This is a genomic window from Paenibacillus sp. FSL L8-0502 (assembly GCF_038593055.1).
Lineage (GTDB): Bacteria > Bacillota > Bacilli > Paenibacillales > Paenibacillaceae > Paenibacillus > Paenibacillus polymyxa_D.
Map to the genome: position 1 here is coordinate 852,246 of NZ_CP151958.1, position 11,555 is coordinate 863,800.

General features: G+C 48.5%; 12 protein-coding genes and 1 riboswitch. Of the genes, 8 read left to right on the forward strand and 4 right to left on the reverse strand.

The genetic code is table 11. The annotated features are described in order from the left end of the window. Positions 1–88 precede the first annotated feature (88 nt). On the reverse strand, positions 89–580 hold the full coding sequence (locus NSQ57_RS03775) for a DinB family protein (protein WP_029515787.1): 492 nt from the start codon (positions 578–580) through the stop codon (positions 89–91). Positions 581–713: 133 nt separating this feature from the next. Next, positions 714–1,328 (reverse strand): superoxide dismutase, encoded by a 615-nt coding sequence (locus tag NSQ57_RS03780; protein WP_029515786.1) that lies wholly within the window; start codon positions 1,326–1,328, stop codon positions 714–716. A gap of 520 nt (positions 1,329–1,848) precedes the next feature. Here NSQ57_RS03780 and NSQ57_RS03785 point away from each other — a divergent pair. The 7 genes from NSQ57_RS03785 (at position 1,849) to NSQ57_RS03815 (ending at position 7,328) form a co-directional block, all read left to right on the forward strand. Then, complete coding sequence (locus NSQ57_RS03785; RefSeq protein ID WP_029515785.1) at positions 1,849–2,274, forward strand: GNAT family N-acetyltransferase; 426 nt, start codon at positions 1,849–1,851, stop codon at positions 2,272–2,274. A 131-nt stretch (positions 2,275–2,405) separates the two neighbouring features. After that, positions 2,406–2,990 (forward strand): signal peptidase I, encoded by a 585-nt coding sequence (lepB, locus tag NSQ57_RS03790; RefSeq protein ID WP_029515784.1) that lies wholly within the window; start codon positions 2,406–2,408, stop codon positions 2,988–2,990. 38 nt (positions 2,991–3,028) lie between these two features. Beyond that, positions 3,029–3,466, forward strand: coding sequence for a ribonuclease HI (gene rnhA, locus NSQ57_RS03795; protein ID WP_023986996.1), 438 nt, complete (start codon positions 3,029–3,031; stop codon positions 3,464–3,466). A 95-nt stretch (positions 3,467–3,561) separates the two neighbouring features. Further along, positions 3,562–5,310 (forward strand): tRNA epoxyqueuosine(34) reductase QueG, encoded by a 1,749-nt coding sequence (queG, locus tag NSQ57_RS03800; protein WP_340954189.1) that lies wholly within the window; start codon positions 3,562–3,564, stop codon positions 5,308–5,310. Between the two features lie 107 nt (positions 5,311–5,417). Then, the gene (locus tag NSQ57_RS03805; RefSeq protein ID WP_013308742.1) at positions 5,418–5,672 is read left to right on the forward strand and encodes a YneF family protein; all 255 of its coding nucleotides are present in this window, start codon (positions 5,418–5,420) and stop codon (positions 5,670–5,672) included. Positions 5,673–5,726: 54 nt separating this feature from the next. Then, a complete protein-coding gene (folE, locus tag NSQ57_RS03810; protein ID WP_013308743.1) occupies positions 5,727–6,320 on the forward strand; it encodes a GTP cyclohydrolase I FolE in 594 nt (197 codons plus the stop codon). A gap of 162 nt (positions 6,321–6,482) precedes the next feature. Further along, on the forward strand, positions 6,483–7,328 hold the full coding sequence (locus NSQ57_RS03815) for a lipoate--protein ligase family protein (protein WP_342425644.1): 846 nt from the start codon (positions 6,483–6,485) through the stop codon (positions 7,326–7,328). A gap of 204 nt (positions 7,329–7,532) precedes the next feature. On the opposite strand, the gene NSQ57_RS03820 is transcribed toward NSQ57_RS03815, so the two are convergent. Together NSQ57_RS03820 and NSQ57_RS03825 are read right to left on the reverse strand one after the other, a co-directional pair. After that, positions 7,533–8,912, reverse strand: a complete 1,380-nt coding sequence (locus tag NSQ57_RS03820) for a Fe-Mn family superoxide dismutase (RefSeq protein ID WP_342425645.1) — start codon at positions 8,910–8,912, stop codon at positions 7,533–7,535. 256 nt (positions 8,913–9,168) lie between these two features. Next, positions 9,169–10,206, reverse strand: a complete 1,038-nt coding sequence (locus NSQ57_RS03825; protein ID WP_029515779.1) for an alpha/beta hydrolase — start codon at positions 10,204–10,206, stop codon at positions 9,169–9,171. Between the two features lie 300 nt (positions 10,207–10,506). Here NSQ57_RS03825 and NSQ57_RS03830 point away from each other — a divergent pair, with 300 nt between their 5' ends. Beyond that, positions 10,507–11,250, forward strand: coding sequence for an IclR family transcriptional regulator (locus NSQ57_RS03830; protein ID WP_039270658.1), 744 nt, complete (start codon positions 10,507–10,509; stop codon positions 11,248–11,250). A gap of 155 nt (positions 11,251–11,405) precedes the next feature. Beyond that, a riboswitch (TPP riboswitch) is annotated at positions 11,406–11,518 on the forward strand. Positions 11,519–11,555: the final 37 nt, after the last annotated feature.

Sequence of the window (11,555 nt, forward strand, 5' to 3'; positions counted from 1 at the left end):
TGAAAAATTAAAAGGGCTGTCCTCCGTCGTTATAAACGACCGAGGATGGCCCTAACTTTACATAGGTATGCATGTACATTCGTTAAAGCTAATCGATGCCACCATCGCTTTCAATCAGCCCTTTGCCGATTACATTGGCCGAAACCGGAGGCTTGCCGAGCTCCCGAGACCATATGGACAACTGCCCAATATGGTGGATTTGGTGGGCAATGACATGGCGCATCACCTCGCCCCAGGCATCCATTACAATTCTGCCGTCCGGGAGGTGATCTTCAAACCTTTTCCGTTCCAGACCATCATGCCAGGCGAGCACGAACGGCTCGACATTGAGTCGAAACTTCGCATCCAGCTCACGGACCTTGTCGAGCGTATCATACAGAGAGAAGTCCTCCTGAAAGTCGGGTTTGCCCTGAATCGTTTGAATCCAGCTCCACTCCACATCAACGATATGAAAGAGTGTCTTTAGAATGCCGCCGACTCCGCCGACGCGTTGTTTCAGTAATTCCTCCTGCGACACCTCTTCACACCAGCGGTACCATTGTTCCCGAATCATCCAGTTGTAACGAAAAAAAGTCTGCATCCATCAACCTCCAGAGCCATATTTGAGAATCATCTCCACCAGTTTACCATGGAATGCCAAAAGGGCTGTCTCATTCGTAGAAAATCTACTTTTGAGACAGCCCTTATTATAGGATAAGAATGTTGCTACTGGCTTATTTCTTTGCAGCCGCGTAACGTTTGTTGACTTCATCCCAGTTGATTACATTGTAGAAAGCTGAAATGTAGTCTGGGCGTTTGTTTTGATATTTCAGGTAGTAAGCATGCTCCCAAACGTCCAGTCCAAGTACCGGAGTCAGACCTTCAAACAGCGGGCTATCTTGGTTTGGAGTGCTAGTGATCGCCAGTTTGCCGTCTTTGCCGACAACCAACCAAGCCCAGCCGCTACCAAAACGAGTTGTAGCTGCTTTAGTGAAGTCTTCTTTAAATTTGTCATAGCCGCCCAGTTCATTGTTGATTGCTTCAGCAATTGCACCTGTTGGCTGTCCGCCACCGTTAGGACCGATAACTTCCCAGAACAGGCTGTGGTTGTGGTGTCCACCACCGTTATTGCGAACCGCAGTGCGGATGCTTTCTGGAACGCTGTCCAGATTAGAGATCAGATCCTCCAGGCTTTTGCTTTGCAGTTCGGGAGCGCTCTCCAGAGCTGCGTTCAAGTTTGTAACATATGTGTTATGGTGACGATCATGGTGAATTTCCATTGTCTGTGCATCAATGTGCGGTTCCAGTGCGTCTTTTGCGTAAGGAAGTTCTGGTAATTGAAATGCCATAGTAAATCCCTCCTGGTTATATGGTTGGGTAAGTGTTCCTATGTAATAATACCCTCGACAGTTATATTAAACCGCATTCAGCCTATTTAATCAACATTTTTGTTTGTAAAATAGCAAACTGGGCAATACGGCCTGGTAGATAGCATGTCCAAAAACCCGCTTAGAATACACAATACATAGGTAATAAGAGGTAAATTGTGAACATTAAAATGTAAACGCTTTATATACAGCGCTTACATGAGAAAAAGGGATGTATTCCGTCAAAAAGTATGGTTTAATGGTCAAGGAAGCAGAAATTTCGGCTTTTTTGTCGTCTGCTATAATCTGTCATGTCTATGACATGACGAACTTGAGGGCATACACCCTTTTCCTGTTCTTCATTTCATATATAGCAGATCGTATGCATTTTTATCATAATGCCTTGTGATTAACACCATGATAAGAAATTTAAGGATTTATGTAAAAATGACGGTGCTGTCTCAATTTTTTTATTATGCTTACGAAAAGGGAGATATTACTTATGCACGTTCGTTCCTTTCAATTAAGTGATGTGAACTCAGTAACGGAACTCATGCAAATTGCCTTGTCAGAGGAGTGCTACAAAGAGACGGTGAAAGCATTTGCCCGTCAGCTTTCGTGGGATTCCGGTTTGATTATCGTTGCAGAAGAAGAGGGAGAGATCGTGGGTGCTTTGATCGGCACGATCGATCAGAATGATGGTTGTTACTATCGTATCGCTATTCACCCGGATCGTCGTCGGATGGGAATCGGCAAATCGCTTGTGGAGTCCATGGAGCAGCGTTTTCAGCAACGTAAGGTTAGCCGTATTTGGGTAGCAGGGGACAAGCATAACAGTGTGGCCATGCCTTTGTACGAAGCGATGGGCTATGGAGCAAGCCAGATTTTACAGGCTTTTCAGAAGCTGAGTATTTTGGCGCCTCATTAATTGGAAATCGAAATAAAGAGAATTGAATAACATTAAGTATAATATTTACATTTAGAGCATATCTGAGTAACCGTTGCAATCGGGTACGGGATATGCTTTTCTATTTATAACAGGGTTGAGGAGGTTTAATTATGGACGCTTTGGCTCCTTCGTCAGGCCCGCCTCCCTCGCCGGAAACGTCCAAACAAGCAGGTCGCTCTGGTTACATACGCGATTGGTTAGTCACTCTTCTGATCGCTATGGTCGTCTTGCTGCTTCTGAACCTGTTTGTATTTAACTTGTCCACGGTTAGAGGACATTCGATGCAGCCGACGCTAATGGAAAGCCAGCATTTGTTCGTTAACAAGCTGGTTTATAATTTTCATGATCCGGGCAGGGGGGACATTGTGATTTTAAAAGATCCCGATTCCAAGCTGTCGAGCCCAAGATTTTTAGTGAAAAGAGTCATAGGTATTCCCGGAGATGTAATCCGAGTTGAACATAATCATTTGTATGTGAACGGTGAACTGCTAAATGAACCTTACACCAACTCTGACGTGGAGGATGGTGATTATGGTCCTTTTACGGTGGAACCGGGGCACTTTTTTGTCATGGGAGATAATCGCCATACTGCAGCAAGCAAGGATAGCCGCTATTTTGGCAGCATTAAATCTCAAGATTTACTGGGACGTGCAGAATTTATATTTTGGCCGATATCTGAGTGGAAGTGGCTATAGAGCAACTAAAGTCTGAAATCAAGGAAAGGAAGAGGATGATGAAAGAAGTGATGGTATATACCGACGGTGCTTGTTCGGGAAATCCGGGTCCTGGGGGCTGGGGGATCGTTCTGCTGTATGGGGAGCATCGTAAGGAGCTGTCAGGTGCCGAGAAAATGACGACAAACAACCGTATGGAGATTAAGTCCGTGATTGAAGCACTGAAGCTGCTCAAGGAGCCTTGCCATGTGAAAGTACACAGTGACTCTGCCTATGTCGTCAATTGCTTCAAACAGGGCTGGATTAAGAACTGGCTTCGTAATGGCTGGCGCAACAGTAAAAATCAGCCAGTGGAGAATAAGGAATTATGGGAAGAGCTGTGGGAACTGATGGGTAAGCATGAGGTTGAATATGTGAAGGTTAAGGGGCACAGTGACAACGAACTGAATAATCGTTGTGATTTTCTAGCGACCAGTGCTGTTAAAAATTTACGGTAGCATCTGCTGCTATTTTCTGTTGAAATTTGAGATATGAGAATTTTGCAAATTCTCATATCTGTAATGATAAAAAGTGGAAGAGAGGTGAGTATCGGATGCAACGCGGATTGACTCAGGCGGCTGCCGGAACCGCTTCGACCTGGGCTTCGCTCAAGCAGGAAATTATTGAGGCGGCTCCAGGGCTGGGTATCGACTCCATCGGGTTCGCATCCGCCGACCCCTTTCTGTCTCTGAAAGCTATATTGGAAGAGCATCGTGCGAAAGGCTATGAATCCGGCTTTGAGGAGCCAGATATTGATAAGCGGATCTACCCGGAGCTGTATGGCTCACAGCCTGCATCTCTGATTGCTATTGCAGTGGCGTATCCTTCCAAAATGAAGGACCCGCCGAAGTCGGACAAGGGGAAGTACCGTGGTATTTTGGCGCGTTCAGCCTGGGGGAAAGATTATCATCTGGTACTACGCGAAGCGATGGAAAAGCTTGAGGCTTTTATAAGCGAGCGGGTGCCTGATGCCATTATGAAAAACATGGTGGATACCGGAGAATTGTCGGATCGGGCCGTTGCGGAACGGGCAGGGATTGGCTTTAGCGGCAAAAATACGATGATGATTTCACCGACGCTGGGTTCATGGATCTATCTAGGTGAGCTGTTGACGAACATTCCTTTCCAGCCAGATGAACCGGTAACGGAGGGTTGCGGCGAGTGTACCAAATGTTTGGATGCCTGTCCTACGGGCGCGCTTGTGGGTCCTGGACAGCTGAATGCCCAACGGTGTGTGTCCTTTTTGACGCAAACGAAGGGCTTTCTGGATGAGGAGTTTATGCGGAAGATAGGGAATCGGCTGTATGGATGTGATACCTGCCAAATGGTATGCCCTAAAAATCGGGGTCTCAACTGGGATCACCATCCCGAGCTTACACCCGATCCTGAAATTGTGAAGCCGTTGCTGCTGCCGTTATTGGATTTGAGCAACCGTGAATTCAAAGACCGATTTGGACAAAGTGCGGCGGCTTGGCGGGGGAAGAAGCCCATTCAACGCAATGCAGTCATTGGACTGGGCAATTTCAAAGATATCAGTGCGGTGCCCAAATTAACGGAGATTTTATTGGATGATCCGCGTCCCGAGCTGCGAGGCACGGCGGCGTGGGCTTTGAGTCGAATAGGAGGGGAAAACGCTATGACAGCGATCAAGCAAGCATCAGAGAAGGAACAACATGAGCAAGTACGCGAAATGATCGCGCAAGCGCATTCCAAACTAGAGGAACAAGAGCAGGCAGAAGAGCTAAAGGCATCTGAATTATCAAAATCAGAAGTAACGGCCGGGGATTCACAGGGTCCAACCACCATTTATTATGATGAGATGGAGACACCTGTGGGCACGTTAACGCTGTGCGCTACGGATCGGGGGCTGTGTCGAATAGACTATGGCGTTTTTCATGCGAAGGAAGCACTGCTTCAGCAATGGGCCCGAACATGGATTGGGGAATACGTCTATGTGCAGGAGCCGGAAAAGCTGTGCGAAGCCGCGGATCAACTGCGTGAATATTTTGCCGGAGAACGACGGGAATTCAGTATAGCCTATGATTTGAGAGGCACCCCTTTTCAAGAGCAGGTATGGCGTGCACTGCAAAATATTCCGTACGGACAAAGTGTGTCCTACAAAGATATTGCGGAATCGATCGGACGAGCCAAGGCGGTACGTGCTGTGGGTGAAGCCAATAACAAAAATCCGTTACCCATTCTGTTTCCATGTCACCGGGTATCGGGTGCTAATGGAAGTTTGGTCGGTTATGCTGGAGGCTTGCCAGTTAAGACGAAGCTGCTGGATTTGGAGAAACAATAAGGACATATGTTTGCAAAAAGTGATTTGCTAGCTGTCCCATGTTTTGCTATGATAGGTTCGTGTGTAATTCAAGATGTTTCATATAAATATACAGAGGTGACGACTTCGTGGTGTGGAATATTGTCATTCCGATTATTACCCTGATTGCTGGTTTGGTTGGGGGATTTTTCATCGGTGCTTATTATCTTCGTAAACAGCTTGAAAAGATGCAAAACGACCCTGAAACGCTGCAAAAAATGGCCAAACAGATGGGTTACAACCTGAATGGGAAACAAATGCAAAAAGCCCAGCAGATGATGAAGAACCAACAGTTCTCCAAAAATCAGCCTGGTCCGCGTAAAAATCAGGGCCGTCGGAAATAATGAGCAACGTGAGTACGGATGCCGCATGAGGTTGCTGCATAGAGGAGGATTACTGTGGCTGGCGTAAAAGATTATATTAACCGCAAAGCTGCGGATAACCGGGATAAAATCGAGTACCATGTGGAGCAGATTTTACAACTGATCGGTGAGGACCCCAAGCGTGAAGGGTTGTTGGAAACACCGGCACGCGTTGCGCGCATGTATGAGGAAATATTTGCGGGTTATGAGGTTGATCCCCGGGATGCGCTGGGTGTGACATTTGACGAGAATCACGAGGAGCTTGTGATCGTGAAGGACATCGTCTATTACAGCCAGTGTGAGCACCATATGGCTCCTTTCTTCGGAAAAGTGCATATCGGCTATGTACCCAGCGGCAAAATTGTAGGATTGAGCAAGCTTGCACGCCTGGTAGAGGCAGTGACCCGCCGATTGCAGGTACAGGAGCGTATTACTTCACAGATCGCTGATATTTTAAATGAAGCGGTCTCCGCTCACGGGGTTATGGTAGTCGTAGAAGGCGAGCACCTGTGCATGTGTGCAAGAGGTGTCAAAAAGCCTGGTAGCAAAACAGTAACGTCTGCGGTACGCGGTACGTTTCGTGATGATGCAGCGCAGCGCGCAGAGTTTCTGTCGCTGCTTAAGGATTGATCGAACATCGCAAGACGTTTATGTGATGAACAAAAAAGGGTGGTTTACGCATAGGCGTAGCCACCTTTTTTTGTTAACATCAGATATGGACGACGGGATAGCCGCCTTAAAATTACGATTAGCCTATGGATAACAGTTATTTTTATAGATAGGGGATAGCGTATGGAGAATGTACATAGATCAACAGAAAAAACAACAGCTTTGCCTGAGTTGCAGTGGTTTGAAGCACCACTTGCGGACACTCAGGAGGACGTTTTGTCTCCGCTGGCTTGGGAGGAGCTGGCCTGTCGGCAAGTAGGGAAAGGAGCTGCACCCATTTTGCATCTTTGGCGGCATCCGTCAGCGCTTGTGATTGGTCACCGGGACCGCAGGCTCCCTTACGCCCCACAAGCGATGGAGCGAGTGCGCAACGCGGGAACCTCGGTATGCGTACGCCCCTCGGGGGGAGCGGCCGTCATGCTGGACAGGGGGATGCTGAACCTGTCCTTGATCCTGCCGAATCCACAGCGGGCCATCAGCCTGCATGAAGATTTTCGGCTCATGGCAGGGCTAATTACCGATGCGCTGGTTCCGTGGTCTGGCGAGGCGCAGACCGGAGAAATCCCCGGGTCCTTCTGTCCCGGGGATTACGATGTCAGCGTCCGGGGCCGCAAGTTTTGCGGCATTGCACAGCGACGTCAAGCCAAGGCGTATATCATCACAGCCTTCGTGATGATTGAGGGCAGCGGTGCAGAGCGTGCACAGGCGGTACAGCAATTCTATACAGAGGCAGCCGGAGATACGTCGACAGGCGTGCAGCAGCAGGATTACCCCCGGGTGAATCCAGCAACGATGGGTAGCCTGGCAGAGCTGGCTGGAGTGCCGTCTGTTGAGGCGTACACGGCATCTTTGCGCCGTGTCGTCGAGAGCCAGACAGCCATTTTACCTGCCGATAGCTGGCTGGTACAACCGGAAGGATGGACCGAACAAATGGCAGCGCTCAGAGAGCGATACGATTTGCAGGTGTAGTTTGTCTTTAGCTTAGAAGCCTATTAGTGCGTGTTCAAAAAGTCGGCTTTTCAGGACCGAGAAAGTTGGATGAAGCTAGGGACTGAGTAGCGGAGCGTAGACAGATCTACGTGAGCAACGGAAGGCCCGGCTGAATTCAAGATTCGACGTCGAATCCGCTTCTTGAATAGCTTCGTTATGGAAAGACGACTTTTTGAACAACCTCTAGAAGGGTTGCCATCTCAGCTTGGAGGCTTGATCGTAGCGTGCTTCCACTTCAGGCCAGTTAACGACATGCCACCAATCCTCAATGTATTTGTTGCGTTCGGCCTGATGCTTTAAGTAATATGCGTGTTCCCATACATCTATCGCCAGCAGCGGAATGGACTCCCATTGAGTCAGATTCTGGTGCTTTTCGGCCTGCAAAATTTCAAGTCGTCCCGCGCGCGGACTCCATACCAGGATAGCCCAGCCGCCACCCTCGACCTTTTCGGCTGCCGAACTGAATTGCTTTTTGAATGCATCGTAACTGCCAAAATCCTTTTTAATCTGTTCAGCCAGTGGCCCGCTTGGATTGCCACCGCCTTGAGGACTCATGATCGTCCAAAAAAGAGTATGCAGATAATGGCCTGCGCCGTTGAATGCCAGTTCGCGTTCCCAATGTTTTACGAGATCAAAATTACCTGTTTTTCGGGCTTCTTCCAGCTTCTTTTCCGCTTTATTCAGGTCATTCACATAGCTCAAATGATGCTTGTCATGGTGAATGCGCATCGTTTTTTCATCAATATACGGTTCAAGCGCATTATAGGGGTAAGGGAGCGGTGGGAGTCGATGTCCTCCAATAGGAACCGACCGGCCGATTGAGGTTTTTTCCGTTGCCGAAGGTTGAGCCTGGCTGGACTTGACGCCTTTAGTGGTCCATGCGCCTTCTCCCCTTATGCCTGCCTGCCGTTCTCGAAACGCTTCCTCTGGGTAATTCTCACCCTCTGTCGCTACATGATACAACCCAGCAGCCCTTGCGATGGAGCCAGGTTCTTGAAAGGGGGTTGTCGAGATCAGGAAATATTGGCTTTCATGTGCCGCGTGTAATACAACTCCAGCGGATTTTGGCTGCTGACGCAATGCATGACTGTGCTCGCTCAGCAGACCGAGCTGCCGTACATACTCCTGTGACTGGCGGTTTGCGGTTTGTAGCAAATCGTCCAATCGACGATTTAATTCTTGTGAGTCAGGCTGAGCGTTTAATGCTGACTCTGACGATGGCATCTTTACAGATGATGATGCGTCTAATCCCCTTGACTGTTTTGGAGGTTCAGTGAATTCGTGTGTATGTGCTTGTGGGGCAGCCGACAGCTGTTTCCATTCCTGATGCCACGCCTGATCTGCCGGATCAAGTGCGCTCCGTTGCTCTTCAAGCAACTCTATGGCGGTGCGTTCCGTCTGTTCGAATACAGTCCGCCAATCATCCAGCAGCCGTACATAAGTAGGCTCCAGTCCCTCGGTAGCGGATTTAATCACTTCCACATGCCAACTTTCCTGCTGCTTCCAATGCCGAATTTCCTCCAGCACACGTAAGGGCAGGAAAGACCCATAAGTACTCAGCATCGTTTTATACCTCCCGTATCCCACTATGGCTATCCGGCGGATCTGGCAGATCTGCCCTGGATGCATACGTACCCAGTATATTCGCTGTCCTATCGGGAATATGTCTATGAACTCGCTTAATTTGGTCACATCTGTTACGTAGAACAAGAATACCATGGTAAACGAAAAAGAAGCCCAGCTACGGCACGGGTTAGTGTCCGTAGGCAGGCTTCTTCAAGGTGAAGAATTAAATACAGTTTTTTTGAAAAATAATTCTTTACTTTGTAGTCGTTTGTTTGTGGGCATCAGCGATCGTTTTCTTGTCCTCCAGCTCCTGTACACTGCTTAGAAACGTCGATACCCGCCGTAGATATTCACGGGGATGCTCTCTGAAAATAAGCTCATGTATTCCGTTTTTGACAATCCATACACTGGAAAGTGGGTTGGTTTGATTGGCAGCGAGCTTTTCCGCAATAGGATAAGGAGCCTTTTCATCCTGTGTACCATGCACAAACATGATCGGGAACGGATAGTTTTCCTTTTTAACCTCCTGATATGGAATCTGATGCAAGCTGGTGCCGTTCAAGACTGGAAACAGCAACTCCAGAATTTCCAAAGACGGATGTCTTGGCAGGTTAATTTGATTGTGAATGTTATGGTACAGCGTATCCGGCTCCAACAGGAAAGTGCTGTCCAAAATCATTGCGTCCACATCCTTGGTTTGCAAGCCCGCCTGAAGAGCGGTTCCTGCCCCCATGGAGAAGCCCCATACGATAATCTCCGACGAGCCGCGTTGCTTCGCAAGCTGGATCGCTCCGAGAAGCTGCTGGGATTCCGCTTTGCCTCCGGTTGCGACTGATTTGCTGTTTTGTGACGCGAATCCATAATCGAACATGACCACATTAAAGTTCAAACTGTGGGCATAATGCGCCAGATCATACATGGGAATCCAGCTTTCTTCGCGGTTAGCTCCATAACCATGGCTGAAAATAATCGTTTTCCGCGATTGATCCGCCGGGATATACCAGCCTTGTACCATGCGGCTACCATCCTTGGCAGGGAAGCTGACTTCCTCATAAGGCATGTTTTTGGCCTGCATCGGATTAGAGTACAGCGGCGCGACGGTAGGATTCGTAAGTACCCATGCGATGTAAGCATGCAAAGCAATAAAACAAAACAACAGAAAAAAAACGACCGACAGCAGCAGAGCAATCACAACGTGCTTGAACCGCAGCAGACGGGGATTAAAGAGTGGGGTGGACGGCTCCTGAACAGCGGTCTGTAGCTGAGAGTTGCGCTGGGATGTAGAAATCATGTAAGAGCCTCCTTATATAAAATTGATCTTCGTTTCAATAGAATTTAGGTATAATTCCACTTGAAAATGATAGTGTATATCCGTATAGATACCTATTATCGTATGATGGGGGTTATCCAAAGTCAACGCCTGAACCGGAAAAGTAAAAATGATGCAAAGAATTGTCGATGTTTGTTCTCGTTCTGTAATATGGTTGTCACAAAAACATCGGTTTACAGTAGCCGCGACTATTCTATATAATTTATGTAACCATGTTTCATAGTGTGAAACGAATATGGATACAAGAGGAGCGGTTCACGAATGGAAGACCGTAAATTAACCGTTCGCGCTGTAGAGCGTGCACTTGATATATTGCTGTGTTTTACCGCAGATTCGGATCTTGGCCTAACGGAGATTGCCTCCAAAATTGGTCTACATAAAAGCACGGTTCATCGGCTGCTGACTACGTTGGAGGATCGGGGCTTTGTCGTTCGGAATGCCGAAACGGAAAAATATCGACTTGGCTTCCGCATTTGGGAGCTATCCACACATTTGTCCCAAAGTGACGAGCCGGCGGTGTTGTTACAGCCTGCAATGGAAGGACTGCGTGACCGTCTGGGCGAAACGGTCAGCTTGTACTTACGGGACGGCAGCATGCGTATTCGCATACAAGCCGTGCAGAGCAATCAGGCGATCCGCAGGGTTGCGCCTGTGGGTGCGCGTATGCCGCTGGCTGTAGGAGCCTCCAGTAAGGTGCTGGCTGCCTTTATGCCGCCGCAGGAGCTGGAAGCCCTGCTAAGCGGGAATGAATGGCCGCCCTCGGTAGACGCGGAGGTCTATAAAGCCCAGCTGCAGGACATTCGCGAGAAGGGCTATGCGACCAGCTATGAAGAACGGGAGCCAGGGGCCGCTGCTGTGGCAGCACCAATTGTGAACCGGAAGGGACAGGTCACTGCGGCTTTATCTGTATCCGGTCCGGTCAGTCGGCTTGCACCCGAGACGCTACATGACTTTGCTCCGATTTTGATCGAAGCGGCGAAGGAAATGGGGCTTATGCTTCCGTAACAAGAATGAATGCAGTTGAAGCAAGCAGAGTGATTTGATGAGGAGCGTCTCCTTGCTAAATGGAACCTAGAAGGGTTGCCAAAGCCATAAATTTGAAGTAATCTGATAAGGATGGCGGGATGTCTGTTATGTCCGCCTCATGTGAATAGAAGTATCACAGTTACTGGGGGAGCCTGTAATGCCGGGCTGAGATGGAATCGTGCAAGATTCCGGACCCTTTGCACCTGATCTGGATCATACCAGCGTAGGGAAGTAATCGGCCATTGAAATGTATACGCAGTTGCTGTCTACGGTGACGCATTGGA

Bases quoted from the DNA above. Each gene is read 5' to 3' on its own strand.
- NSQ57_RS03780 (WP_029515786.1), bottom strand. From the start codon at position 1,328: ATGGCATTTCAATTACCAGAACTTCCTTACGCAAAAGACGCACTGGAA.
- NSQ57_RS03825 (WP_029515779.1), bottom strand. From the start codon at position 10,206: ATGATTTCTACATCCCAGCGCAACTCTCAGCTACAGACCGCTGTTCAG.
- queG (WP_340954189.1), top strand. From the start codon at position 3,562: ATGCAACGCGGATTGACTCAGGCGGCTGCCGGAACCGCTTCGACCTGG.
- NSQ57_RS03775 (WP_029515787.1), bottom strand. From the start codon at position 580: ATGCAGACTTTTTTTCGTTACAACTGGATGATTCGGGAACAATGGTAC.
- NSQ57_RS03830 (WP_039270658.1), top strand. From the start codon at position 10,507: ATGGAAGACCGTAAATTAACCGTTCGCGCTGTAGAGCGTGCACTTGAT.
- rnhA (WP_023986996.1), top strand. From the start codon at position 3,029: ATGAAAGAAGTGATGGTATATACCGACGGTGCTTGTTCGGGAAATCCG.
- NSQ57_RS03785 (WP_029515785.1), top strand. From the start codon at position 1,849: ATGCACGTTCGTTCCTTTCAATTAAGTGATGTGAACTCAGTAACGGAA.
- lepB (WP_029515784.1), top strand. From the start codon at position 2,406: ATGGACGCTTTGGCTCCTTCGTCAGGCCCGCCTCCCTCGCCGGAAACG.
- NSQ57_RS03820 (WP_342425645.1), bottom strand. From the start codon at position 8,912: ATGCTGAGTACTTATGGGTCTTTCCTGCCCTTACGTGTGCTGGAGGAA.
- NSQ57_RS03815 (WP_342425644.1), top strand. From the start codon at position 6,483: ATGGAGAATGTACATAGATCAACAGAAAAAACAACAGCTTTGCCTGAG.